The organism is Lactobacillus sp. UCMA15818, assembly GCF_030400225.1.
Lineage (GTDB): Bacteria > Bacillota > Bacilli > Lactobacillales > Lactobacillaceae > Liquorilactobacillus.
Window position 1 is genome coordinate 23,678 of record NZ_VJYB01000002.1, and the last position, 23,789, is coordinate 47,466.

The window sequence follows — 23,789 nt, forward strand, 5'->3', positions numbered from 1 at the left end:
ATTTAGGAAGGAGAAAGAAATGAGAAAAATAATGATAAAAGTTGTGCTCGCTGTCTTAGGAATTGGTGCAGGATACACCTTCATGCCTCCGGTTTGGTTATTGATAGGTCTTTCAAATCATATCTGGTTTAATAATTTTGCTGTAAATATTTTAATTGGATTAGCAGTAATGCACATTGTTTCAATATTTGTGACTGAGCCGCTGGAGAGATTAATAAAGAGACTAGAAAACAACTTGGCACAACAAAATCCGTATGTAATAATTTCAACTAGTCTTTCGGTCGTTGTAGGCCTGATGATAGCTGCCTTGATATCAACTTTGGTTTCGCATTCACAAGTGTTTTTATTAAACACTGTGATTCCGATAGTTTTAATGGTTATTTTCGGTTATTTGGGATATTTTGTAGGAAGAAATCATCTAGATTTTTTTAAAAAACTTATGAGTAGTAGAAGACAGCGTACAGAAAAAAAAGTAGAGGATCTCGATAATGCTAGCGTTTTGGAGAGAAAAACTGGTGATAACTTTCACCGTTTAAAACTCTTAGATACAAATATCTTGATTGATGGTCGAATTTATGATTTGGTCAATACAGGTTTTATTGAAGGAACATTGATTGTACCAAATTTTGTATTATACGAACTCCAGTATATCGCTGATTCTGCAGATAGCATTAAGAGAGTTCGGGGGCGACGTGGCCTTGACATTCTTAATAAGCTGCGCGCTGATAAAAAAGTTCCCGTTGAAATGTATGAGGGCGACTTTGATGACATTCAAGAGGTCGACAGCAAGTTAATTAAACTGGCCAAACTTCTGGATGCCGTGGTTGTTACAAATGATTATAATTTAAATAAGGTCAGTGAGTTTCAAAATGTTGAAGTGTTGAATGTTAATGCTTTGGCGAAAGCATTAAAACCCAGAGTGGTACCAGGAGAAAAAATGACGGTTACTGTAATCAAGAATGGTACGGAAAGGCAGCAAGGGGTTGCATACTTAGATGATGGAACAATGATTGTCGTTGAAGACGGGCGGTATTATTTGAACAACCCGATTGAAGTGGTAGTGACAAGTGCATTACAAACAGATGCTGGGAGAATGATCTTTGCTAAGCCAGTGCATTCAACTAGAGGAATCAAAGAAAAAAATTAAAATAAGAAACTTTTATTTGGTTGGTTTATTTTTCTGTATATTCATTGTAAAATTATTATTGTATCGATTGTTTTGACTATGGATATTAGTCTGATTAATCAATTCAGAAAAAGAAAGAGGCGCTATAATTGGTAGATAAGAAGATTCGTGTGCGTTATGCTCCAAGTCCAACGGGGCATCTGCATATAGGGAATGCACGAACTGCATTGTTTAATTATTTATTTGCAAGACATAATAACGGAACAATGGTTATTAGAATTGAAGATACTGATTCTAAGAGAAATATTGCAGATGGTGAAAGAAGTCAGTTAGAGAATTTGACATGGTTGGGAATTGATTGGGATGAAGGCCCTGATAAACCAGGAGACTTTGGCCCATATAGACAATCTGAAAGACAAGCAATTTATTTACCTTTGATTAAGCAATTATTAGATAATGGACTTGCATATGAGTCTTATATGACTGAAGACGAGTTGAATGCACAACGTGAAGAACAAAAGGCAAATGGAGAAGCTCCAAGATATATTTATGAATATGCAGGAATGTCTGACGAAGAGATCTCTAAAAAGCAAGCAGAAGCGCAAGCAGCTGGATTAAAACCGGTTGTTAGAATTAGGGTTCCAGAAAATAAGACTTATGAATTTGATGACATGGTTAAGGGTCAAATTAGTTTTGATTCGAATACAATTGGTGGGGATTTTGTTATTCAAAAACGTGATGGGATACCTACATATAACTTTGCAGTTGTTGTAGATGACCATATGATGGAGATTACACATGTGTTGCGTGGTGATGATCATATTGCGAATACACCAAAGCAATTAGTTGTGTATGAAGCGTTTGGCTGGGAAGCACCGATATTCGGTCATATGACATTGATTATTAATACTGAAACCGGTAAAAAATTGAGCAAGCGTGATGAAAGCGTACTTCAATTTATTGAACAATATCGTGCATTGGGATATTTGCCGGATGCGATGTTCAACTTCATTACATTATTGGGATGGTCTCCAGTGGGTGAAAAAGAAATTTTTAACCGTAAAGAACTGATTAGTATGTTTGATCCTAAGCGTTTGAGCCGCTCACCAGCATCCTTTGATGGTAAGAAACTTGAATGGATTAACAATCAGTACGTTAAAAATGCTAAAGAAGACGGAGTTGTTGATTCTGCACTTAGGCAGTTGATTCGAGCAGGCAAAGTTGAGGAAAATCCTGATCCTAAAACAATTGAATGGGCTCGCAAGTTAATTAGCTTATTTAAGCAACAAATGTCTTATACGGGTGAAATTGTAAAATTATCAGAAATTTTCTTTGACGAGCCACCGAAGTTAGATGAAGCTGCATTGAAAGAGTTAAGTGATGAAAGTGCAAAAACGGTGTTGAATGAATTTGCGAAAAAAGTGGCAAAGTTGCCAATTTTTGATGCTACTGAGATTCAAAATACGATTTATGCAATTCAAAAAGAAACTGGAATTAGGGGCAGAAAGCTTTACATGCCAATTAGAATTGCAACCACACGTGAAATGCATGGACCAGAGCTGGCAGCTTCAGTTGAGCTGTTAGGCAAAGAAAAGGCTTTAAAGCATCTTGAAAAGACACTGGCTGAGATGTAGTCCAGCTCAATTGCCATGTCTTTTATGAAGCAAGCTAACTTTAGATACGTTTATTTGTAATTTAGTATGAGGGGCTGGGTCAAAAGTTAAATTTTGATCTAGCCTCTTCCTACATGTCTAGTCAATTTTTTAATTTTAGGAAAAGATGCTCCAGAGAACGAAATCTTCTGGTTACTTTGAAAGACCTATCGCAAAGAATGTACTGTACTTTCAATTTGATAGTGAAACCTGAATGTTATATTTTTTACCACAGTCATTTTTTTGTAGATTGCAAGAGATTTGAGGAGTTTATACCACTTTATTGAATAATCGTCTATAATTAAGTATAAAAAAGGAGAAGCAGTGAATGATTCAACTTTATAACACACTCACAAATAAAAAAGAAAATTTCACACCCCTTAATTCAGGACACATTACAATGTATGTATGTGGCCCAACCGTGTATAATTATATCCATATTGGGAATGCGCGGAGTGCAATTGCTTTTGATACAATCCGTCGCTATTTTGAGTATCGTGGGTTTCAAGTTAATTATGTCTCAAATTTCACAGATGTTGATGATAAGATTATTGCTGCCAGCAAGAATCTTAAGATTACGCCGCGTGAGGTTTCTGATAAATACATCAAGGCTTTCTATGAAGATACAGATGCACTTAATATTAAGCGTGCAACTTTGAATCCACGAGTTATGGATACAATGGACGATATTATTAAGTTTATTCAGGTACTAATTGTTAATGGGTACGCGTATGAATCCCAAGGCGATGTTTATTATCGGGCTCGTAAATTTGCAAAATACGGTCAACTTTCTGGACAATCAATCAATGAGCTTGAGCAAGGAGCAAGTGAGCGCCTTAATGATGACGAAGTTCAAAAGAAGGAAGATCCCTTAGACTTTGCTCTTTGGAAGGCAGCAAAAAAAGGTGAAATTTATTGGAAATCACCTTGGGGAAGCGGACGTCCAGGTTGGCACATTGAATGTTCAGTTATGGCAACGAAATTTTTGGGTGATACGATTGATATTCATGCAGGTGGTCAGGATTTGGAATTTCCACATCATGAAAATGAGATTGCACAGAGTGAAGCTAAGACAGGCAAAAAATTTGCGAATTATTGGTTGCATAATGGCTTTGTTACAATTGGTGAAGACGAGGAAAAGATGAGTAAGTCATTGGGAAACTTCATTACTGTTCACGAGATTGTTAAAGAAGTTAGTCCGCAAGTCTTAAGGTTCTTCATGGCGACTACTCAATATCGGCGTCCAATTAAATACAGTAAAGCTAATCTGGAAGATGCAGCTGCAAATTTGAAAAAATTGCAGGGAGCATATGATAATGCTGCCTATCGTCTAAAAGATGCTGAAGAAATGCAAAATGATAATGAAAGCAATGAATATTTAATCCAACAAAAAATTGATTTTGAAGCAGCTATGGATGATGATTTTAATGTCCAAAATGCAATTACAGTTGTTTATGACCTAGCTAAGAAATTAAATGTTTATAGTTCGGAAGATCGAGTAATAAAGAGTACCTTGGAAGAATTTATGCAAATATTGATTAAGGAACTGAATATTTTTGGTATTTTTTTGAATGTTCATAAAGAAACAGATGTTGATGTAAAAGAGGTCAAAGAGCTGATTGAACAGCGCAATGCGGCACGAAGGGATCATAACTTTGAAAAAAGTGATATGATTAGGGATTTATTAAAGGGAAAGGGCATCATACTGGAAGATACTGCACAGGGAACAAGGTGGAAGAAAGATGAATGAAAAAAATGATTTCGAACAGGTAAATGGGATTGCGTTGGCATATATGGGTGATGCAATTTATGAAGTCTATATTCGTAAACATTTGCTTGCTAAGGGGTTAACAAAGCCAAACCATCTTCATAAGACAGCTACTCATTATGTTTCAGCAAAGGCACAGTCTTTTCTGACTGAAAAAATGCAGGAACAAAATATTTTAAATGAGACAGAATTAGAATATTTTAGGCGCGGAAGAAATGCTAAAAGTCATACTTCCGCAAAGAATACGGCAGTGATTACTTACCGTATCTCAACTGGTTTTGAGGCATTGTTCGGTTATCTATTTTTAAGTAATCAGGAAAATCGAGTCGCTGAATTAGCCCAATGGTGTATTGAAATGATTGAAAAGGAGCAAAAATAATTTGGGCAATACAAATAATGATACTGAGTTCGTTATCGGACGGCACCCGGCAACCGAGACGCTCAAAAGCAACCAGGATATTAACAAAGTTTTTGTACAAGAAGAATTAAAGTCTGATGCTATTCGTGATATTATTTCACTAGCACAGAAAAAGAAAATTATTGTTTCCAAAGTTCCTAAGAGTAAATTAGATTTATTGGCTGATGGACAAAATCACCAGGGAATAGTTGTGGCGGTTGCCGCATATAAGTATGCTGAAGTTGATGATATATTTGCAACTGCTGCCAGTAAGAATGAGGATCCTTTTTTCTTAATTCTGGATGGAATTGAAGATCCACACAATTTAGGTTCGATCATGCGAACTGCTGATGCTGCGGGTGTACATGGAATTGTTATTCCTAAAAGACGTGCTGTTCAGCTGACTTCAACGGTAGCGAAAACATCCACTGGAGCAATTGAACATGTCCCAGTTGCACGTGTTACTAATTTAGTGCAATTTGTTAAAGAACTCAAAAAGAAGAATGTTTGGATCTTTGGAACTGATATGAATGGAACTGACTTTCGAAAATGGAATGCAACTGGTGCTGTCGCGTTAATCATTGGCAATGAAGGCAAGGGAATTTCACCTCTCTTGAAGAAAGAGTGTGATGAGATGTTAACAATTCCAATGGTTGGACATGTTCAAAGCCTAAATGCAAGTGTTGCTGCAAGCTTATTGATATACCAAGGATTTTCTTCACGGGGGAATTAGAGATGAAGAAGAACATTCTAATTGTTGATGCTTACAATATGATTGGTAATTGGCCGCAATTAAATAAATTGAAATTATCAGGACATTTAGAAGAAGCCCGCGATACATTGCTGCATGTTTTATCTAATTATAAGAAACAAAGAAATTATCATATCATTGTTGTTTTCGATGCAATGTATGTCCCTGGCCTCAGTAAAAGTTATCAAAAGTATGGATTGGAGATTATCTGGACTGCTGAAGAGCAGACTGCCGATTCATATATCGAATCACTGGCAAAAGAGTTGCAAACTAGACTGACACAAGTGACTGTCGCGACAAGCGATCAAGCAGAGCAATGGACAATTTTTTCTCAAGGCGCATTGCGGATACCTGCTTGGGAGTTGTATCAAGATATTAGTAGAGCTAAGAAGGATGTCAAAAAGCAAGCAAAACAATATCAAGATGAGGCTGCGGTTAGAAAAGTGCCATGGAATGAAGAGCAACTATCACGTTTAGCAGATTTGCGAGATAATATGTCTAAAGATAAAAATGATAATTGACAGTAAAAGGATTATCATGGTAGAGTTAGTCTGACAATTGATAGGAGAAACATTATGGCACAAAAGAAGATAGCTTTAGCTTGTTCAGTGTGTGGATCGCGTAATTATATTATTGCTGCTAATCCAACTAGGCAGGAACGGCTAGAAGTCAAGAAATTTTGTAAATATTGTAATAAGCATACTTTGCACCGTGAGACACGGTAAGGGAGGATTTTCAGTGAAGTTTATTAAAAGTGTTTTTAAAACTATGAAAGATACTACCTGGCCAACTAAGAATGAGGCCGTCAGTGATACAACAACGGTTATATCGACTGCAGTAATGTTTACCATTTTTTTTGCCATTGTTGATTTTCTCGTACAGTGGGTGGTAAGCTTTATTGCATAATAATTTCTAAAAGAGTTACTGAATCGTAGGTAATTTCCAATTTTCTATGATATACTATTTTCGTAGAGGAAACTTCGAATGTTCGAGGTTTTTTTATTTTTGTGTTTTAATTATTTTAGGAGGATAATCTGATGCCAGAATCATTTGAAAAAAACTGGTATGTGCTGCACACATACTCAGGATATGAGAACAAAGTAAGAAAAAACTTAGAATCACGTGCACAGTCAATGGGGATGGAAGATTATATTTTTAGAGTTGTAGTTCCAGAAGAGGAAGAAACGGAAACTACTAAGACAGGTAAGGATAAGGTTGAGACTAAAAAAACATTTCCAGGATATGTTTTAGTCGAAATGGTAATGACGGATCGGTCATGGTATGTTGCACGTAATACTCCAGGTGTAACTGGTTTTGTTGGATCTCATGGGGCAGGAAGTAAGCCGGCACCACTTCTTTCAGATGAAGTGGAGTTAATACTTCGCAGATTAGGGATGAGCTCAAGACATCAGGACTTTGATGTTGAGATAGGCGAGTCAGTTACAATTATTGAAGGAGCGTTCAAAGGCCTTGTTGGTAAGATAACTGAAGTTGATAAGGAAAAAATGAAGCTACGTGTCAGTATTGATATGTTCAGTCGAGAAACAGCAACCGAATTAAATTATGATCAGGTTGATAAATTAATTTAGTCTATTTGAAGAAAGTGATTTGATGGACAAGAAAATTAACGTGCCGCTTGTTTTTATACACGGCTATGCTGGCGGATTTTGGTCTTTCTTCAGTATGATACACAAACTAAGAAAGAGACAATTTATTTCCAATCGAATTGTTATTACGGTCTCGCATAAAGGTGTCTTCAGTTTTTCTAAAAAATCAATTCTGAAGGATTCTGGAATTCAGATAATTTTCAGGAATGGGAAGCGAAGCGTTGAACAGCAAGGAACATGGCTGGGAGAAATATTCAGTAAGTTGAAGTCCGAATATGGTGTTGAACAGCTCAATGTTGTAGCCCATTCTATGGGCGCGGTTAGTGTATTATATCTATTAACAAATTTGCAGATTGAAAACTTGCCGAAAATAAAAAAAATGATAATGCTTGGAGCACCATTTGCAGATATTGAGCCAGGAATTGATTCTGCGGAAGTTGAACATATTCAGCTGTCTGAAAAAGGGGTTCCCTTAAAGCAAACGACGAGATACAAATTATTAAAAAAGGGTAGTAAAAATCTCGATAATGATATTGAAGTTTTTAATATCATAGGTAATAGTGATTTTGGCTTTTCTGATGGAAAGGTATCTATTTCTTCAGCAAAAGCTTTACGCTACTTACTTGAAGATGTGGGACACTATCGTGAAAAAATAGTAAGGAATAGAAAAGTAACGCATCGTGAATTACATGAAGATAATGATATTTTGAAGCAGATTATGGAATTCTTATTAAATTAACTTGAATAAAATAAGATAACGTGGTATTGTACAATAGTATGTTTTTCATACAAGTGGGAGGCCAAATTAAGCTGGCCATCCGTACCACACACGGACTTAAGGAGGTATGTACCGTGGCTAAAAAAGTAATTAATGTTGTTAAATTGCAAATTCCTGCTGGGAAAGCAACTCCAGCTCCACCAGTTGGACCTGCTCTAGGTCAAGCTGGTATCAATATCATGGGATTTACAAAGGAATTTAATGCACGTACAGCTGATCAGGCTGGGATGCTTATCCCTGTTGTAATCTCAGTATTTGAAGATCGTTCATTCGAATTTGTTACAAAGACACCGCCTGCAGCAGTTTTGTTAAAGAAGGCTGCTGGTGTTGAACATGGTTCTGGCGAGCCTAACACTAAGAAGGTTGCTACAGTTACAAAGGCACAAGTGAAGGAAATCGCTGAAACAAAAATGCAAGATCTAAACGCTGCAGATGTTGAAGCTGCAATGCGCATGATTGAAGGTACTGCACGAAGCATGGGCTTTGTTGTAGAAGACTAATTTTTCTACGGCCATGCTTCTCAGACGGGCACTCTATGAAAGTAGATGTGCCAAGTGGGAGGTATATCCGTTACACCACATTTGCAAGGAGGAAAACACAAAATGGCTAAAAATAGTAAAAAATATATTGAAGCTTCAAAACAAGTTGAAGCTAATAAGGTTTATAAAGTTGCAGAAGCGGTTGCCTTAGTAAAGAAAATCGATTTCGCAAACTTTGATGCAACAATCGAAGTAGCTTACAATTTGAATCTTGATACAAAACAAGCTGATCAACAATTACGTGGGGCTGTTGTTTTACCAAATGGTACTGGTAAAGATCAAAAGGTTATTGTTTTTGCTAAGGGTGATAAAGCTAAAGAAGCAAAGGCTGCTGGAGCAGATGTTGTTGGCGACGATGATCTAGTTCAACGTATCTCAGATGGTTGGTTGGATTTTGATATTGCAATTGCAACACCTGATATGATGGCTCAAGTAGGTCGTCTTGGACGTGTCCTAGGACCTAAAGGCTTGATGCCTAATCCTAAGACAGGGACAGTTACAATGGATGTTACTAAAGCTGTTTCAGAATCTAAGGCCGGTAAGGTAACTTATCGTACGGATAAAGCTGGTAATGTTCATGTTCCTATCGGAAAGGTTTCATTTGCAGAAGATGCTTTGGTTGGCAACTTCAGTACAATTCATGAAATAATTGCAAAAGCACGTCCTGCATCTGTTAGAGGACAATATATCAAACATGTTTCGTTTGCTTCAACATTTGGTCCAAGTGTTACTATCGATGTTGCAAGCCTTTAATTAATTTTAAGATTATTATTGACTTTGGTCAGTTTATGCGATACTCTGACTACGGTTGATTTTTTATAATGATTCTACCTAAGACTCAGGTGGCGAAAGCCTTAATATATTGCCTGCCGAGGATTTTAAGTGAAACTATATTTTACTTTGAAATTTTCTCTATGTCTTAGTGGACATAGGGTTTTTTATTTTGAACCCTGATACAATGACTAGGAGGTGAATCAAATGAGTAAGGAAATTATCACTAAAAAAGCTGCTGCTGTTGCAGAGGTTGTTGAAAAATTCAATGCTGCTGTTTCATGTGTAGTTGTTGATTATCGTGGTGTTACAGTTGAACAAGTAACTGAATTACGTAAGGAATTACGTGAGGCAGGTGTCGAGATGCGTGTTGTTAAGAACACTTATCTTAAGCGTGCAGCCGATAAGGCCGGTTATGAAGGTTTAGATGCCGTTTTTGCTGGTCCTACAGCTGTAGCCTTTTCTAAGGAAGATGTTGTTGCTCCTGCACGTATTCTTGCAAAATTTGCAAAGGATATTGATACGTTACAGATTAAGGGTGGCATGATTGAAGGTAAGGTTGCATCTTTAGAAGAAATCAACGCACTTGCAACATTACCAAGTCGCGAAGGATTGCTTTCAATGTTACTTTCAGTATTGCAAGCACCTGTGCGCAACGTTGCTTATGCTGTTAAGGCTGTTGCCGAAAGCAAAGATGGCGACGCAGCTTAATTGTCAATTTTAAAAAATAAATTATTTTAATGGAGGATATTAACAATGGCATTAGATACAGAAAAAATCATTGCTGATTTAAAAGAAGCTAGCATTCTTGAATTAAACGACTTAGTTAAAGCTATCGAAGAAGAATTTGGTGTTTCAGCAGCAGCTCCAGTTGCTGCTGCAGGTGCAGGTGCAGGCGAAGCTGCTGCAGAAAAGGATTCATTCGATGTTGAATTAACAGAATCTGGCGACCAAAAGATTAAAGCAATCAAGGCTGTTCGTGAGATTACAGGTCTTGGCTTGAAAGACGCTAAAGGTGTGGTTGATGGTGTTCCTTCAATCGTTAAGGAAGGCGTTTCTAAGGACGAAGCTGAAGAAATCAAGACTAAACTTGAAGCTGTTGGCGGCGTAGTTACTCTTAAGTAATTGCAACTAACTCAAAGAGATTCACTCAGTAATTAATGGGTGAGTCTCTTTTTTTAGCAAATTTATTAAATTTATGAGTTTAGCAGGGCAGATTACTAATAGGTGTGGCATAATAATCAAAGGTTCTTGAATTGGGAGTTGGGGAAAATGAAGAATGGGGTTTCAAAGATTATCTTTTTTCTTGAAAAACGATGGTCTTTAATTAAAGGGTTATTTATTTTTTCAGTATTATGGTTTGTTGCTTTTGAAGTTGGAAGAATCTTTAAGGGCATATCATGGGAGCAAGTTAGATTCAATTTAAGTTCACAATCGCTTGGCAGTATTGGAATAATGACAGTAGCTGGGTTTATCGCTGTTTTACCAATGCTCGTGTATGACTTTGTAATTGTTTCGTTTCTTCCGGGAAAGTATTCTATGCAGGAGATCTTGCGAAATGGATGGATTACAAATACATTTACGAATATTGCTGGTTTTGGGGGCTTTTTGGGGGCAACTTTGCGTGCTAATTTCTATGGTAAAAATGCTTCGAAAAAGCAGGTAATTTTTGCTTTATCCAAAATTGCTTTATTTTTATTATCTGGATTATCATTGTTTTGTATGATTTCTCTGATTATGATTTTTGGCTTTGGATATGATCATCGGTTTGATCAGTATAGTGTTTGGTTAATTGGTGGTGCGTTATATTTTCCTGGAATCATTATGTTTACAAAATTGAATGACTCTAAATTCTTCAATGATCTTTCATGGAAGAAGGAGTTTTTATTAGTATCAGGTTCGGTGCTTGAATGGGGTTTTGCAGCGGGAATGTTTTTGCTGATTGGTGTTTTAATGGGAGTACAGTTCAATATTGGTGAAGTCATGGTATTGTATTTTATCGCATCAATCATTGGAGTAATTTCGTTAGTTCCTGGTGGGTTAGGCTCATTCGATGTATTCATGTTGATTGGTTTGCTTAATTTGGGAGTTGTTAACGGAAAAGGTGTGGCATGGCTGCTATTTTTCAGGTTGTTTTATTACATATTGCCATTTTTTGTTGGGATCTTTCTTTTTGCTAGGAATGCAGGCAAACGACTCAATCTTTTTTTGGATGGAATTCCAAAGTCGATTATTCAGAAAACAGCCCATGTTATCTTGACATTATTTTTGTATGTCTCAGGTAGCTTAATACTGCTAGAGTCAACTGTGCCAAATTTTGCTTTTGGTAATACTGTATTTGTTAAATTATATCCATATACTTTTTTCTTCTTGAATCAATTATCGAGTATTGTCTTTGCCTTTTTGCTGATAGGTGTTGCGAGAGGGATTGAAGCAAAAGTAAAAAAAGCCTATTGGCCAACACTATGCGTGTTGTTAATCGGAATTATAAACACGCTCTGGCGAAGCTTCTCGATAGCAACTGCAATCTTTTTGATATTTGTTACACTTGTGGTGGCCGTTTCTCGCAAGGAATTATATCGTGAGAACTTGACTTATTCTTTTAACAGAATAGTAATGGATATTGTCATGTTTATCGTCGTCTTTGGATTGTATGCCACCGTAGGTATTATGAATGCACCACAACATCTTATACGACATGAGATACCGATTGCACTACTTTTTCCATCAGAAAAAATTTGGTTTTTAGGATTTCTCGGAATGTTGATTGCTGCGATTATATTGATTATTATTTTCAGGTACTTCACTGCTAATAAGTCAATTTTCTCGGATATGGTTTTTCCAGAAAAAAAAGTAAAAGCAGTTGTTGAAAAATATGGAGGTAATGAAACAAGTCATTTGGCTTATCTAAGAGACAAGCAATTTTATTTCTTCCAAAAGAATGAAGAAAATCAGCTTTTTTTCATGTATAAGAAAAAAGCTGATAAGATTATAGTAATGGGTGAACCGGTGGGTAATCGTGAATATCTGAGGGAAGCTGTCACGCAGCTAATGATAGCTGCTGATGTACAAGGATATCAACTTGTTTTTTACGAAATAGGCAATGAATTAACACTTTTGCTGCATGATCTTGGTTTTGATTTCTTAAAAACTGGTGAAGAAGGTTTTGTTGAGTTAGATTCCTTTACACTAGCTGGGAAAAAGCAGCGAGCACAGCGGGCATTAATGAATAAATTTGAACGGGAAAATTATTCATTTTCTTTTGAAATGCCACCATTTTCGCAAGAAAAATTGGCTGAGTTTAAAGAAATATCAGATGAATGGTTGGATGGACAAGTCGAAAAGGGTTTCTCTCTTGGATTCTTTGATGAATATTATCTTAATCAGGCTCCAATCGCTGTGATACGCGACTCAAAGAACCGTGCAATAGCCTTTGCTTCTATGATGCCTACTGGTAGTAAAAGGGTTCTATCAATTGATTTAATGCGTCATAGGAAAGCTGCTCCTTCAGGAATAATGGATAAGATTTTTATAAGTCTTTTCGAATATGGTCGCGCGGAACATTATGAATACTTCAACTTAGGAATGGCACCTTTATCCAACGTAGGGAGATCTTCATACAGCTTCATTGAAGAAAGGGCCGCGCATTTAATTTACGAGTATGGATATCGTATTTACGGATTTCAAGGGTTGAGGGCATATAAGGAAAAATACGTTACGAATTGGTATCCTAAATACACTGCCTATAGACGCAGAAGTTCTGTTATGGTTACGATGGCAGAAGTGGCGAGTGTAGTAAATCAGCCTTCGAAAGGGAGAAAAAGTTTTTTTGCTTTTGCCGCATTTTTCAACAAGTAAATATAACTCAACTCTTTTGTCGCTACTGTTATTGAAGAGAGATGGTAACAAGGGAGAGTAAGATAAGTCGGGGAAATTTGAGTACTAACTTTGAATTTACTTGTATATTTGGTCATAAAAAGTACCCTATAATAATTAGATTTTGTGATGTCTAACTATTATGGGGTACTTCATTTTGACTCAAATTTCCTTATTTATTTTTATGAATAAACGTGTCCTATAAGTCTAAGCGGCATAATTCAAGCTCAGCATTTATAATCCAATATTATAATCTTCATCAGACATTGGTTCAACATCCCCTAAAAGATAACCATTTCCAACTTGTGAAAAGAAATCATGGTTGGAGGTAGAAGTAGAAATGCCATTCATAACAACAGGATCAACATCATCAACCGTATCTGGGAAGAGAGCATCCAGACCGAGATTCATCAGTGCCTTGTTTGCATTGTACCTTAGAAAGGCAAGAACCTTTTCTGTCCAGCCAACAGTATCATATAATTCATGAGTATATTTTTCTTCGTTGTCGTACAAGTCGTAAAGCAGTTCATAGACCCAAGACAACATTTCACTTTGTTGCTTTTCATCAAGTTCGTTGAAACCAAGTTGGAATTTGTATCCAATATATGTTCCATGAACGGATTCATCACGTAAAATCAACTTAATAATTTCACCAACGTTAGCCAACTTATTATGACCAAGCCAATAAAGCGGTGTGTAGAAACCAGAGTAAAAGAGGAACGTCTCAAGAAAGACTGATGCGACTTTCTTCTCTAATGGAGTTCCGGTACGATAAATATTAGTGATTTTATTAGCTTTGTACTGCAAATATTTATTTGTATGCGTCCAGTCAAATATTTCTTCGATCTCTCTAGGTGTATTTAAAGTAGAAAAAATTGAAGAATAACTCTTTGCATGAACAGACTCCATAAACTGAATATTATTTAAAACAGCGCGTTCGTGCTGAGTTCTGATATCCTTCATTAGAGAATCCATACCATCTTGTGACTGAACAGTATCTAACAGCGTTAATCCTCCAAAAACATGTGCGACAACTTCTTTATTTTCGTCGTTGAATTTACGCCAATCGGGTAAATCGTTTGACAGTGGGATTCTTGTATCTAACCAGAATTGTTCTGTTAACTTTTCCCATGTTGCTTTGTCAATTTGATCTTCAAGCTTATTCCAATTAATTGCTCGGTAGAAATCTTCCATTATTATTCAGGCTCCTTAGCTATTAGATAACACAACTTTCACATTCGTTTGCACCAATTTCATTTTGATCATCTGTAAATGTCCGAACATAATAAACTGACTTAATTCCCTTGGCATGTGCGTAGTTACGCAAAATTGTCAAATCACGTGTGGTCATCTTGTTAGTTTTTCCATTTTTCCATTCATACATGCCTTCAGGGATTGTTGAACGCATAAACAGTGTCATACTCATACCTTGATCAATATGCTGTTGTGCTGCAGCATACACATCGATAACTTTGCGCATATCTGTATCATATGCAGACTGATAATAAGGAATTGTATCATTTGAAAGGTATGGAGCTGGATAATAAATTTTGCCGATTTTACGTTCTTGACGTTCTTCAATCCGATTGATTATTGGATGTAAGCTGGCAGTTGTATCATTAATGTATGAGATTGAACCATTAGGAGCAACGGCAAGTCGATTTTGATGGTAGAGCCCATCTTTTTTGATAGCATCCTTGAGTATTTCCCAATCCTGTTTTGAAGGAATAAAAATATTCTTGAAAACTTCTTTGACTTTAGGTGTTTTGGGTTGAAAATCTTGCTCCAAATATTTATTGAAGTATGAGCCATCAGCGTAAGAACTCTTTTCAAAACCGTTGAATACAATACCACGTTCCTTGGCAATCTGATTTGAGGATTGTAAAGACCAATAGTTTAGCAGCATGAAGTAGATGTTGGTAAAATCAATTGATTCTTCAGAACCATAGAAAATGTGATTTTTAGCAAAGAAAGCATGTAATCCCATCGCACCTAATCCAATAGTATGTGCAAGATGATTACCATTTTGAATTGAAGGAACAACATCGATTTCAGAGTGATCGGTAACATAGGTAAGTGCACGCACCATTGCATCAACAGAATTACCAAAATCAGGTGATGCCATCAGATTAACAATATTGGTTGATCCCAAGTTACAGCTGATATCAGTACCAAGTTCGTCAAAATTTTGGCTATTATTAACAAGTGATGGCTTCTGAACTTGAAGAATTTCAGTACAAAGATTACTCATAATGATTTTACCGTCAATCGGGTTATCATGGTTGGCAGTATCAATATTAATAATATAAGGATAGCCAGACTCTTGTTGTAACTTGCTGATTTCAGTTTCGAGATCACGCGCCAAAATCTTTTTCTTAGGAATATTAGGGTTGGCAACAAGATTATCGTATTCTTTTGTGATATCAATATAAGAGAATGGTTTGCCATACTCGCGTTCTACACCCCAAGGATCAAAAAGATACATTTCTTCATTATTACGTGCAAGCTCATAAAATTTGTCAGGCACTACTAATCCCAGTGAAAGTGTCTTAACACGAATTTTTTCATCAGCATTTTCCTTCTTTGCAGATAAAAAGGCAACAACATCTGGATGGAAGATATTCAGGTAAACCACCCCGGCACCTTGACGCTGTCCCAACTGATTTGAGTAAGAAAAGCTATCCTCAAGTAACTTCATGACTGGGACAACTCCTGACGCGGCACCTTGAATGTTCTTAATGGGGGCACCAGCTCCGCGCAAATTACTAAGCGTGATTCCAACACCACCGCCAATTCGTGATAATTGAAGTGCAGAATTTACTCCACGTCCAATAGAATTCATATCGTCTGTAACTTGAATTAAGAAACAAGAAACAAGTTCACCACGACGCTTGCGCCCAGCGTTTAAAAATGAAGGTGTGGCTGGTTGGTAACGCTGATGAACAATTTCATCGGCAAGTGTCAACGCCAACTGCTCATCTCCATCAGCGAAGAATAGTGCATTTGCAGCCACACGATCAATGAAACTTTCAAGATATAGGTTATTATCGTTTGTCTTAAGTGCATACTGTGCATAAAATTTGTAGGCCGCCATGAAAGTCTTGAAAGTAAAGTTCTGTTCAGAAAGGAATGAATATAGTTTCTTAATAAATTGAAAATTATATTTTTCAATGAATTCTTTTTCTAGATAATCGTTGGCTATTAGATAATTAAAACGTTCTTCCAAAGATGAAAATTTCATTGAGTTTGGTTCAATGTTTTCCTTCAAGAAAGCAGCGAGTGCTTCTTTGTCTTTATTGAGTGGAATCTGTCCATTTACTGGAATATTAATTTCATTATTTAAATCATAATAAGTTACATTAGTGCTATCTAGCTGTTTTAATGTCAATCTCATGCACCACTTTCTTAAAATTTTCAATGTCCTTAGGAGTACCGCTGAATTCGAATGAGTATACTAAGGGAACTTGATATTCGCGTGCAATGTCTTTTGCAGTAAAAATAAAAAGCTCGGCAAAATTTCGATTACCTGTGCCCGCAACTCCGAGCAGATTTTGCCGATTAACACTATAGTTTAGAAAATCTTCTATGAATTCTGTTATTTCTTTTTCATAGGTAGGAACCACCAGTATGTAGGGTTCATTTACCGCAAAGAAAGGATTCGTTGGTGTGATTTCAACATACGGAAGATCCAATTTATTTATAAATCTTCGTGTTTGACCGGTCACACTAAAGAAAACAATTTTCATTGTACAGCCAGATTTCTTAAAAGATCAGGACGGAAACCATTGATGATTGGATCATCGTTGTCTTCAATAACGGGGACAGATCGAAATCCTTTCTCCTTAAGATAATCAATATATTGTGGCTCAGTATTTATATTGTGTTCTTCAAAAGAAATATTGTGCTCACTTAAAAACTTTTTAGTCATCTTGCATTGAATGCAATTGTTTTTTGTATAAATAGATAAACTCATAACTAGCACCTCACATTAATTTGTTGTATGATTAGTATACATCATTTATCAGAATAAGCAAGAAACAAATACTATATATTGTGTTTGTTTCTTTTGCTAATATACGACATATAGTGATTTTGTTGGAGCTTAAATTTCTGATAGAATTCAAGTGCCTCAAAAGTTTAGGACAATTATTGAAAAGGTAGGGACAAATGGAAAATTATTATTACTCAAAAAACCCTGAAGTAGTACATGAAGAAAAAAGATGGGCTTTTGATATTTTAGGAAATAAAATTGATTTTGTAACAGACAATGGTGTTTTTTCAAAAACAACTGTTGACTATGGTTCAAGAGCATTAATTGATAATCTAAGAATTGAAGCAATGCATGAGGGTAGGATTTTGGATCTTGGCTGTGGATATGGCCCGATTGGTTTAGGAATAGCGAAAGGAAATCCAAAGTTAGTTGTTGATATGGTAGATGTTAACGAACTTGCACTTTCATTAGCAAAAAAAAATGCGGAATTAAATGAAATTAAAAATGTTAATATTTGGGAATCTGACGTATATAACAAGGTTGAATGTGCAGATTATAACCTGATTATATCGAATCCACCGATTCGTGCGGGGAAGAAGATCGTTTCACAAATTTTGGTCGAAGCAATCAATCATCTTAGTGTTGGTGGCAGACTAGTTGTGGTAATTCAAAAGAAACAAGGGGCACCATCTGCAAAGAAAGTAATGGAAACAGTCTTTGACAATTGTGAGGTAGTGGCAAGAGACAAGGGTTATTTTATTTTAGAAAGTATAAAGAATGTCTAATGTTGGAGGTCGATTTTGATTTTAAGTAATCTGCAGAAGGAATTCTTCATGAAAGAAGCTATCTATGAGGCACAAAAGGCTGCTGTAATTGGTGAAGTTCCTATTGGATGTGTTGTTGTAGTCGCTGGGAAGATTGTCGGTCGCGGTCATAATCTTAGAGAGCATGCACAGGATGCAACAATGCATGCTGAGATATTGGCAATTCAAGAAGCAAATGCTTTTTGCAGAAGTTGGCGTTTGCCCGAAGCCCAGTTATTCGTGACGTTAGAACCTTGCCCGATGTGCAGTGGTGCAATTCTTAATTCAAGAATCAAGCAGGTTTATTATGGAGCGCTGGATCCTAAAGCTGGAGCTGCGGGGTCATTGATGAACTTGCTGAATGATAGTAGATTCAATCATCAGGTGGTTGTTGAAAAAGGATGTCTGGAAGTTGAATGCGCACAGCTGCTTAAGGATTTTTTTAGAAATATTAGGCTAAAAAAGAAGAAATCAAAGCGAAAGGACTAGCATTTTCCTAGGATTTCATGTATCATAGAATATGCCGCAAGGCCTTGGGACAATGTTGTCCTTGTGAACCGTGTCAGGTCCGGAAGGAAGCAGCACTAAGCTCGGTTCGGCATGTGTCTCAAGTTAATATGACATTTATCTCCTGACTGTCTTGTGGTCGGGAGTTTTTTTAAATTGCAAAAGATAGGAGTGTTAGCATGGGATATCAGGCTTTATACCGTGTCTGGCGGCCACAAAAATTTGTTGATTTAGTCGGTCAAAAGATGATAACGCAAACTTTACAAAATGCAATTATGACCCAGCAAACGAGTCATGCTTATCTTTTCACGGGGCCGCGTGGTACGGGTAAAACCTCGGCAGCAAAGATTTTTGCAAAGGCGGTTAATTGTCATAATCAAAAAGATGGTGAGCCTTGTAATGAATGTGCAACCTGTCATGCAATTACTGAAGGACGGCTGAATGATGTAATTGAAATTGATGCGGCTTCTAATAATAGTGTGGATGAGATTCGTGATATCAGGGATAAGGTTAAGTACGCACCAACGCAGGCTGATTATAAGGTATACATTATTGATGAAGTCCATATGCTTTCAACTGGGGCATTTAATGCATTATTGAAGACACTGGAAGAACCACCTAGCAACGTTGTATTTATTTTAGCAACGACTGAGCCGCATAAAATTCCGGCAACAATAATATCGCGAACGCAACGATTTGATTTTAAGAGAATTACTAATGATGATATTATTGCGAGAATGCAGTATATTTTAACAGAAAAAGATTTTAAGTATGAAGAACGCGCTTTGAGAGTCATCGCAAAAGCATCGGCTGGTGGAATGAGGGATGCACTGAGTATTCTGGATCAAGTGCTTTCTTTTGGTAATGATGTCGTAACGCTTGAAAATGCATTGCTTGTGACAGGTAGTGTCAAGCACGAGAAACTCAATCAGTATCTCAAATTAGTTTTTGAAGGTGAGACAGCCTTGGCCCTTCAAACATTGCAAGAAGTAATGGCTGAGGGGAAAGACGCTAACCGCTTGGTAGAAGATGTTATTGATTACTGTCGGGATTTATTATTATATCAGGCTTCTCCCAGCATTGTAGAACAAAATAGTTTGTTGGATATAGACGAGGACTTCAAAGACCTTGCAGATAAAACAAATGTTCAGTCATTGTATAAGGCAATTGATATTTTAAACGAACAGCAGCAAAATATGCGTTTTTCTACACATGCAGACATCTATCTTGAAGTCTTGACCGTCAAATTAGCACAATTAACAAAACAGGTCAAAGTTGCTCAGAAAACTGTTGATGCGATACAAAAAGCGCCCCAAGAAGAAATCACACAGTTGAAATTACAAGTTAAAGAGTTGAAACAAGCTGTTGGTAATTTACAAAAAGGTACAGTAAAACGTGTTGAAACAGTAAAAGAAAAAAAAGCACCTGTAAGAAAAAAGAGCAGTGCAACAATTGATTTAAAAAGGGTATATCCTATACTTGCTGATGCGACAAGAGATGACCTGATAAAGTTAAAAGATATCTGGCCAGATTTGATGAATATGCTGTCAATTACACAGCGTGCAATCATGAATGTTAGCAAGCCTGTAGCTGCTAGTGCAAAGGGTGTGATTGTTAGTTTTGATTATGATTTCTTGTATGAGAAAGCTGATGGAAACACAGCATTAAAGGATAGCCTAATCCAAGGTTTGGAACGATTAATAGGGGAAGATTATAAGCTGGTATTTATGCCAAAAGATAAATGGCCTGAGATTAGGGAGAAATATCTTGTTGAACATCAAGGAAGTTCTGAAAAAGACGAACAGCCTGATAATAGGCCTGATAGTAAAGAGCAAGCAGTAGAGGATTCACAAATTACTGCCGCAAAGCAGCTTTTTGGTGAAGACTTCAATCAGATAGTTAAAATAAAAGAAGACTAAGGAGAAAATTAATTATAATGCGTGGAATGGGAAATATGCAAGGTATGATGAAACAAATGCAGAAGATGCAAAAGAATATGAAGAAGGACCAAGAAGAGCTTGAGAAACAAGAATTTACAGGGAAATCAGCAGATGATTTAGTAGTTGCAACATTTGATGGAAAGAAAGAAATGAAGGATCTTCAAATTAAGCCTGAAGCTGTAGATCCTGACGATATTGATATGCTGCAAGATTTAGTAATAATGGCAGTCAATGATGCAATTGCAAAAATTGACAAGCAAACGCAACAGACAATGGGCAAGTACTCACAAAATATTCCAGGATTTTAATTATAAATTAGGCAGAGAGGAATGTTAATATGCAATATCCAGAACCAATTGCCAAATTGATTGATAGCTACCTAAAATTACCTGGAATTGGGGAGAAAACAGCGACCCGTTTAGCTTTCTTTACAATTGATATGCAAGAAGAGGACGTAAATGATTTTGCACAATCATTAATCACTGCAAAAAAAGATTTGCATTATTGCAGTATCTGCGGAAATATAACGGAAAGCGATCCATGTATCATTTGTGCTGATAAACAGCGGGACCAGACAAAAGTCATTGTTGTTGAACAGCCTAAAGATGTAATGTCACTTGAAAGAATGCGGGAATATCATGGGCTGTATCATGTTTTGCATGGTGTTTTATCTCCCATGGAAGGTAAAGGCCCTGAAGATATTAATATCACTGGCCTCGTCAAAAGACTTCAAAAAAATACGGCTTTGACAGAGGTAATTATTGCAACTAATGCGACTCCAGAAGGCGAAGCAACCGCGATGTATATCTCACGGTTGATTAAGCCAGCACAAATAAAAGTAACGAGATTAGCTCATGGATTAGCGGTAGGCAGTGATATTGAATATGCAGATGAGATGACATTGTTTAAAGCAATTGAAGGTCGTCAAGAAATTTAGAGAGGATGATTGAGATGTTTGGCAAGAAACAGCAGAGGTTAAGAAAAGAATATGATGAAAGACTGCTTAATACGATTGATTTAGCAGCTGCTCAATGGGAACAGGCTAAACAAACTCAAAGGGCAGTCAGAGAAGAAGATAGTGAGTTAATTGCCCAAACCATGCTTGAAGGTGCAAAATATGCATTTCTATATATGGAAGCTCGCAGAAGGAAAGTTCGCGGGCATGTGCAGTCTTCAATAATTGAACATTAAATTTGAAGTTAAGATTGTTAGACAGCTAGGAATTAGTAAAGTAAAATAGAATTATGAGTAAGTTAGTGAGGTCAAATGTGTGAGTGGAAAATTTGTAACTTTTGAAGGCCCAGAAGGATCCGGGAAAACCAGTGTTTTGCAGGGAATAGTTAGTTTATTAAGGAAACATAATAAGAAGTATCTATTAACGAGAGAACCAGGGGGTAATCGCATATCTGAGGCAATTCGGGATATAATTTTAGATACCGAATTGGTTGAGATGGATGCAAGAACTGAGGCTTTGCTTTATGCGGCAGCACGGAGACAGCATTTAATCGAGAGTGTTTTACCAGCATTGAGACAAGAAAAACTAGTTCTTTGTGATCGTTATGTAGATAGTTCAATCGTTTATCAGGGCGCTGGGCGGGGATTGGGTGAAGAAGAAGTCTTACAAATGAATCTTTTTGCTACGGAAGGTCTTACTCCAGATTTTACTTTTTATTTTGATTTATTGCCGAAAATAGGATTAAATCGTATCAAAGAACACAGACAAAACGAGATAAATAGGCTTGATAAGGAGTCCTTGGATTTCCATAACACTGTACATGCTGCATATTTAAAACTCGCACAGAATAATCCTGAACGAATTATTGTGATTGATGCTTCTCGTCCTTTGAATGAAGTTATCGAACTTACAGTTAATCAAATGAGAATAAGATTACCAGATCTTTTTAAATAAGGATTCAAAGATGGAGGAAAAAGAAAATGAAAATGATCATCGCGATTGTCCAAGACAAAGATAGTAATCGATTAAGCAATTTGTTTATTGAATCTAATATTCGTGCAACAAAGTTATCAACAACTGGTGGTTTTCTAAAATCAGGTAATACAACATTTATGATTGGAATTGAAGAAGAACGAATTGAAGAAGTACTCGAGCTTATTCGTGAGACATCAAGAACACGTAAACAATTCATGACACCTCCAATTAATTTAGATGCTTCAATGGACTCGTCTGCTGCGTACCCTGTAGAGGTTCAAGTTGGAGGAGCAACAGTCTTTGTATTACCAATTGATTCTTTCCAACAATTTTAGGTTTGTAGACTATGAGTGATAACAATGAAATCCAAAAGCAGCAAATAGTTTTAACTGATTATTTTGCTAATATGATAAAACAAGGTCACTTAGCACATGCTTACTTATTGACTGGTCCAAAAGGCATCGGTAAAAGAGCATTAGCGTTGTGGGTTATTCAGGGAATCTTCTGTCAAAATAAGATTGCGGGTAGACCTTGTTTAGATTGCGAAGAATGTCGGAGAATTGCAAGCGGTAACCATCCAGATGTTGTACATGTTGCGCCTGACGGGTTATCAATCAAAGTTGATCAGATTCGCTTCTTGAAGTCAGAGTTTAGCAAGAGTGGGATTGAAGGCAAGCAAAAGACCTTTATTATTGAAGATGCTGATAAAATGACGGCAAGTGCTGCTAATAGTCTGTTGAAGTTTCTTGAAGAACCTAGTGGGACTGTAGTTGCATTTTTGTTGACGGAAACGGTCAATCGAATCTTGCCAACAATTGTCTCGCGGTGCCAAGTGTTTGAACTTACACAACCCTCTAGTACTCAACTAGCAGCTGCGTTAAAAAAAATAGGAGTTCCGGCAGATAAAGCAGTTATTTTGGGTAATCTGGCAAATAGTCTAGCTGAATCTGAAAAAATAGCAGCAACTGAAGATTTTGATAAACTTGTCCAGAATGTATGTGTCTGGTACTTACATATTTTACAAGGAGACGCAAGATGTTTTGTGGAAGTTCAAACAAGTTTATTGCCACTAATAAATAATAAAGATGATGAAGTTATTTTATTGAATTTAATAATCTTACTTGTTAAAAACTCAATATCTGTATATTATGGTGAGAAGGATAATATTTTCGTGAAATTTGAAGCAGACTTCACAGTATTAATAGCAGGATTGACAGCTGGCAGGGTTATGGAAGCTGTTGAGTTAGTTCTAGAGACGAGAAGGAAGTTAGCGGTGAATGTCTCGTTCCAGAATGTTATTGAAGCATTGACCATTGATTTAAGTCAATGTTATCACGCATAAACGAAGGTGAT

Annotated in this window: 28 protein-coding genes, 1 other RNA gene and 1 other annotated feature; of the genes, 25 read left to right on the plus strand and 4 right to left on the minus strand. The window is 36.7% G+C overall.

Translation table 11 applies throughout. The annotated features are described in order from the left end of the window. Positions 1-19 precede the first annotated feature (19 nt). The 15 genes from FFX44_RS03085 to mprF all read left to right on the plus strand — a co-directional run bounded on the left by FFX44_RS03085 (position 20) and on the right by mprF (position 13,247). Positions 20-1,147, plus strand: coding sequence for a PIN/TRAM domain-containing protein (locus FFX44_RS03085; RefSeq protein ID WP_289977783.1), 1,128 nt, complete (start codon positions 20-22; stop codon positions 1,145-1,147). A 128-nt stretch (positions 1,148-1,275) separates the two neighbouring features. Beyond that, positions 1,276-2,760, plus strand: a complete 1,485-nt coding sequence (gene gltX, locus FFX44_RS03090; RefSeq protein ID WP_289977784.1) for a glutamate--tRNA ligase — start codon at positions 1,276-1,278, stop codon at positions 2,758-2,760. Positions 2,761-3,106: 346 nt separating this feature from the next. Beyond that, the gene (cysS, locus tag FFX44_RS03095) at positions 3,107-4,528 is read left to right on the plus strand and encodes a cysteine--tRNA ligase (protein WP_289977785.1); all 1,422 of its coding nucleotides are present in this window, start codon (positions 3,107-3,109) and stop codon (positions 4,526-4,528) included. After that, positions 4,521-4,925 carry a Mini-ribonuclease 3 gene (locus tag FFX44_RS03100; RefSeq protein ID WP_289977788.1) on the plus strand — a complete coding sequence of 135 codons (405 nt, stop codon included), beginning with the start codon at positions 4,521-4,523 and terminating at the stop codon, positions 4,923-4,925. The genes cysS and FFX44_RS03100 overlap by 8 nt, the downstream gene beginning before the upstream one ends. A gap of 1 nt (position 4,926) precedes the next feature. After that, entirely contained in the window at positions 4,927-5,676 is a 750-nt protein-coding gene (gene rlmB, locus FFX44_RS03105; protein WP_289977789.1) for a 23S rRNA (guanosine(2251)-2'-O)-methyltransferase RlmB, read from the plus strand. A gap of 2 nt (positions 5,677-5,678) precedes the next feature. Further along, on the plus strand, positions 5,679-6,215 hold the full coding sequence (locus FFX44_RS03110) for an NYN domain-containing protein (RefSeq protein WP_289977790.1): 537 nt from the start codon (positions 5,679-5,681) through the stop codon (positions 6,213-6,215). 54 nt (positions 6,216-6,269) lie between these two features. Continuing rightward, the gene (gene rpmG, locus FFX44_RS03115) at positions 6,270-6,419 is read left to right on the plus strand and encodes a 50S ribosomal protein L33 (protein ID WP_057829582.1); all 150 of its coding nucleotides are present in this window, start codon (positions 6,270-6,272) and stop codon (positions 6,417-6,419) included. Between the two features lie 13 nt (positions 6,420-6,432). After that, positions 6,433-6,600 (plus strand): preprotein translocase subunit SecE, encoded by a 168-nt coding sequence (secE, locus tag FFX44_RS03120; RefSeq protein ID WP_289977791.1) that lies wholly within the window; start codon positions 6,433-6,435, stop codon positions 6,598-6,600. A 131-nt stretch (positions 6,601-6,731) separates the two neighbouring features. Beyond that, positions 6,732-7,283, plus strand: coding sequence for a transcription termination/antitermination protein NusG (gene nusG / locus FFX44_RS03125; protein WP_289977793.1), 552 nt, complete (start codon positions 6,732-6,734; stop codon positions 7,281-7,283). A 22-nt stretch (positions 7,284-7,305) separates the two neighbouring features. Beyond that, positions 7,306-8,040, plus strand: coding sequence for an alpha/beta fold hydrolase (locus FFX44_RS03130; RefSeq protein ID WP_289977794.1), 735 nt, complete (start codon positions 7,306-7,308; stop codon positions 8,038-8,040). Between the two features lie 113 nt (positions 8,041-8,153). Continuing rightward, positions 8,154-8,579: a 50S ribosomal protein L11 gene (gene rplK / locus FFX44_RS03135; RefSeq protein ID WP_003688885.1), complete on the plus strand. Its 426-nt coding sequence runs from the start codon at positions 8,154-8,156 to the stop codon at positions 8,577-8,579. Between the two features lie 102 nt (positions 8,580-8,681). Further along, positions 8,682-9,371: a 50S ribosomal protein L1 gene (gene rplA / locus FFX44_RS03140; protein ID WP_289977797.1), complete on the plus strand. Its 690-nt coding sequence runs from the start codon at positions 8,682-8,684 to the stop codon at positions 9,369-9,371. Positions 9,372-9,430: 59 nt separating this feature from the next. After that, positions 9,431-9,568: a sequence feature (ribosomal protein L10 leader region), on the plus strand. Positions 9,569-9,596: 28 nt separating this feature from the next. Next, positions 9,597-10,100, plus strand: a complete 504-nt coding sequence (gene rplJ, locus FFX44_RS03145) for a 50S ribosomal protein L10 (RefSeq protein WP_289977798.1) — start codon at positions 9,597-9,599, stop codon at positions 10,098-10,100. A 45-nt stretch (positions 10,101-10,145) separates the two neighbouring features. Next, a complete protein-coding gene (rplL, locus tag FFX44_RS03150) occupies positions 10,146-10,514 on the plus strand; it encodes a 50S ribosomal protein L7/L12 (protein WP_289977799.1) in 369 nt (122 codons plus the stop codon). A gap of 147 nt (positions 10,515-10,661) precedes the next feature. Beyond that, on the plus strand, positions 10,662-13,247 hold the full coding sequence (gene mprF / locus FFX44_RS03155; RefSeq protein ID WP_289977800.1) for a bifunctional lysylphosphatidylglycerol flippase/synthetase MprF: 2,586 nt from the start codon (positions 10,662-10,664) through the stop codon (positions 13,245-13,247). Positions 13,248-13,499: 252 nt separating this feature from the next. Here the strand turns inward: mprF and nrdF are convergent, their stop codons facing one another. Genes nrdF through nrdH form a run of 4 tightly spaced genes read right to left on the minus strand, consistent with a single transcriptional unit; the run spans position 13,500 to position 17,238 of the window. Beyond that, the gene (gene nrdF / locus FFX44_RS03160; RefSeq protein WP_289977801.1) at positions 13,500-14,459 is read right to left on the minus strand and encodes a class 1b ribonucleoside-diphosphate reductase subunit beta; all 960 of its coding nucleotides are present in this window, start codon (positions 14,457-14,459) and stop codon (positions 13,500-13,502) included. A 22-nt stretch (positions 14,460-14,481) separates the two neighbouring features. Continuing rightward, positions 14,482-16,653 (minus strand): class 1b ribonucleoside-diphosphate reductase subunit alpha, encoded by a 2,172-nt coding sequence (nrdE, locus tag FFX44_RS03165; protein ID WP_289977803.1) that lies wholly within the window; start codon positions 16,651-16,653, stop codon positions 14,482-14,484. Continuing rightward, positions 16,631-17,011, minus strand: coding sequence for a class Ib ribonucleoside-diphosphate reductase assembly flavoprotein NrdI (nrdI, locus tag FFX44_RS03170; RefSeq protein WP_289977805.1), 381 nt, complete (start codon positions 17,009-17,011; stop codon positions 16,631-16,633). The genes nrdE and nrdI overlap by 23 nt, the downstream gene beginning before the upstream one ends. After that, entirely contained in the window at positions 17,008-17,238 is a 231-nt protein-coding gene (gene nrdH, locus FFX44_RS03175) for a glutaredoxin-like protein NrdH (RefSeq protein ID WP_289977806.1), read from the minus strand. The genes nrdI and nrdH overlap by 4 nt, the downstream gene beginning before the upstream one ends. A 194-nt stretch (positions 17,239-17,432) precedes the next feature. Here nrdH and FFX44_RS03180 point away from each other — a divergent pair, with 194 nt between their 5' ends. The 10 genes from FFX44_RS03180 to holB all read left to right on the plus strand — a co-directional run bounded on the left by FFX44_RS03180 (position 17,433) and on the right by holB (position 23,778). Then, complete coding sequence (locus tag FFX44_RS03180; protein WP_289977809.1) at positions 17,433-18,041, plus strand: class I SAM-dependent methyltransferase; 609 nt, start codon at positions 17,433-17,435, stop codon at positions 18,039-18,041. Between the two features lie 15 nt (positions 18,042-18,056). Then, on the plus strand, positions 18,057-18,548 hold the full coding sequence (tadA, locus tag FFX44_RS03185; RefSeq protein ID WP_289977810.1) for a tRNA adenosine(34) deaminase TadA: 492 nt from the start codon (positions 18,057-18,059) through the stop codon (positions 18,546-18,548). A gap of 41 nt (positions 18,549-18,589) precedes the next feature. Beyond that, positions 18,590-18,676, plus strand: an RNA gene (gene ffs / locus FFX44_RS03190) — signal recognition particle sRNA small type. Between the two features lie 69 nt (positions 18,677-18,745). After that, a complete protein-coding gene (gene dnaX / locus FFX44_RS03195; protein WP_289977813.1) occupies positions 18,746-20,485 on the plus strand; it encodes a DNA polymerase III subunit gamma/tau in 1,740 nt (579 codons plus the stop codon). 11 nt (positions 20,486-20,496) lie between these two features. Next, positions 20,497-20,814 carry a YbaB/EbfC family nucleoid-associated protein gene (locus FFX44_RS03200; protein ID WP_289978635.1) on the plus strand — a complete coding sequence of 106 codons (318 nt, stop codon included), beginning with the start codon at positions 20,497-20,499 and terminating at the stop codon, positions 20,812-20,814. A gap of 29 nt (positions 20,815-20,843) precedes the next feature. Further along, positions 20,844-21,443 carry a recombination mediator RecR gene (gene recR / locus FFX44_RS03205; protein ID WP_289977815.1) on the plus strand — a complete coding sequence of 200 codons (600 nt, stop codon included), beginning with the start codon at positions 20,844-20,846 and terminating at the stop codon, positions 21,441-21,443. Between the two features lie 14 nt (positions 21,444-21,457). Then, entirely contained in the window at positions 21,458-21,697 is a 240-nt protein-coding gene (locus FFX44_RS03210; protein WP_289977818.1) for a YaaL family protein, read from the plus strand. Between the two features lie 79 nt (positions 21,698-21,776). Further along, the gene (gene tmk, locus FFX44_RS03215; protein ID WP_289977823.1) at positions 21,777-22,415 is read left to right on the plus strand and encodes a dTMP kinase; all 639 of its coding nucleotides are present in this window, start codon (positions 21,777-21,779) and stop codon (positions 22,413-22,415) included. A gap of 26 nt (positions 22,416-22,441) precedes the next feature. Further along, positions 22,442-22,771 (plus strand): cyclic-di-AMP receptor, encoded by a 330-nt coding sequence (locus FFX44_RS03220; protein ID WP_289977826.1) that lies wholly within the window; start codon positions 22,442-22,444, stop codon positions 22,769-22,771. Positions 22,772-22,782: 11 nt separating this feature from the next. Next, entirely contained in the window at positions 22,783-23,778 is a 996-nt protein-coding gene (gene holB / locus FFX44_RS03225; RefSeq protein WP_289977828.1) for a DNA polymerase III subunit delta', read from the plus strand. Positions 23,779-23,789: the final 11 nt, after the last annotated feature.

What these genes read in the sequence shown, in the direction of transcription:
- FFX44_RS03085 (WP_289977783.1), top strand. Translation starts at nt 20, where the DNA reads ATGAGAAAAATAATGATAAAAGTTGTGCTCGCTGTCTTAGGAATTGGT.
- cysS (WP_289977785.1), top strand. Translation starts at nt 3,107, where the DNA reads ATGATTCAACTTTATAACACACTCACAAATAAAAAAGAAAATTTCACA.
- FFX44_RS03100 (WP_289977788.1), top strand. Translation starts at nt 4,521, where the DNA reads ATGAATGAAAAAAATGATTTCGAACAGGTAAATGGGATTGCGTTGGCA.
- FFX44_RS03110 (WP_289977790.1), top strand. Translation starts at nt 5,679, where the DNA reads ATGAAGAAGAACATTCTAATTGTTGATGCTTACAATATGATTGGTAAT.
- rpmG (WP_057829582.1), top strand. Translation starts at nt 6,270, where the DNA reads ATGGCACAAAAGAAGATAGCTTTAGCTTGTTCAGTGTGTGGATCGCGT.
- nusG (WP_289977793.1), top strand. Translation starts at nt 6,732, where the DNA reads ATGCCAGAATCATTTGAAAAAAACTGGTATGTGCTGCACACATACTCA.
- FFX44_RS03130 (WP_289977794.1), top strand. Translation starts at nt 7,306, where the DNA reads ATGGACAAGAAAATTAACGTGCCGCTTGTTTTTATACACGGCTATGCT.
- rplA (WP_289977797.1), top strand. Translation starts at nt 8,682, where the DNA reads ATGGCTAAAAATAGTAAAAAATATATTGAAGCTTCAAAACAAGTTGAA.
- rplJ (WP_289977798.1), top strand. Translation starts at nt 9,597, where the DNA reads ATGAGTAAGGAAATTATCACTAAAAAAGCTGCTGCTGTTGCAGAGGTT.
- rplL (WP_289977799.1), top strand. Translation starts at nt 10,146, where the DNA reads ATGGCATTAGATACAGAAAAAATCATTGCTGATTTAAAAGAAGCTAGC.
- mprF (WP_289977800.1), top strand. Translation starts at nt 10,662, where the DNA reads ATGAAGAATGGGGTTTCAAAGATTATCTTTTTTCTTGAAAAACGATGG.
- nrdF (WP_289977801.1), bottom strand. Translation starts at nt 14,459, where the DNA reads ATGGAAGATTTCTACCGAGCAATTAATTGGAATAAGCTTGAAGATCAA.
- nrdI (WP_289977805.1), bottom strand. Translation starts at nt 17,011, where the DNA reads ATGAAAATTGTTTTCTTTAGTGTGACCGGTCAAACACGAAGATTTATA.
- nrdH (WP_289977806.1), bottom strand. Translation starts at nt 17,238, where the DNA reads ATGAGTTTATCTATTTATACAAAAAACAATTGCATTCAATGCAAGATG.
- FFX44_RS03180 (WP_289977809.1), top strand. Translation starts at nt 17,433, where the DNA reads ATGGAAAATTATTATTACTCAAAAAACCCTGAAGTAGTACATGAAGAA.
- dnaX (WP_289977813.1), top strand. Translation starts at nt 18,746, where the DNA reads ATGGGATATCAGGCTTTATACCGTGTCTGGCGGCCACAAAAATTTGTT.
- recR (WP_289977815.1), top strand. Translation starts at nt 20,844, where the DNA reads ATGCAATATCCAGAACCAATTGCCAAATTGATTGATAGCTACCTAAAA.
- FFX44_RS03210 (WP_289977818.1), top strand. Translation starts at nt 21,458, where the DNA reads ATGTTTGGCAAGAAACAGCAGAGGTTAAGAAAAGAATATGATGAAAGA.
- FFX44_RS03220 (WP_289977826.1), top strand. Translation starts at nt 22,442, where the DNA reads ATGAAAATGATCATCGCGATTGTCCAAGACAAAGATAGTAATCGATTA.
- holB (WP_289977828.1), top strand. Translation starts at nt 22,783, where the DNA reads ATGAGTGATAACAATGAAATCCAAAAGCAGCAAATAGTTTTAACTGAT.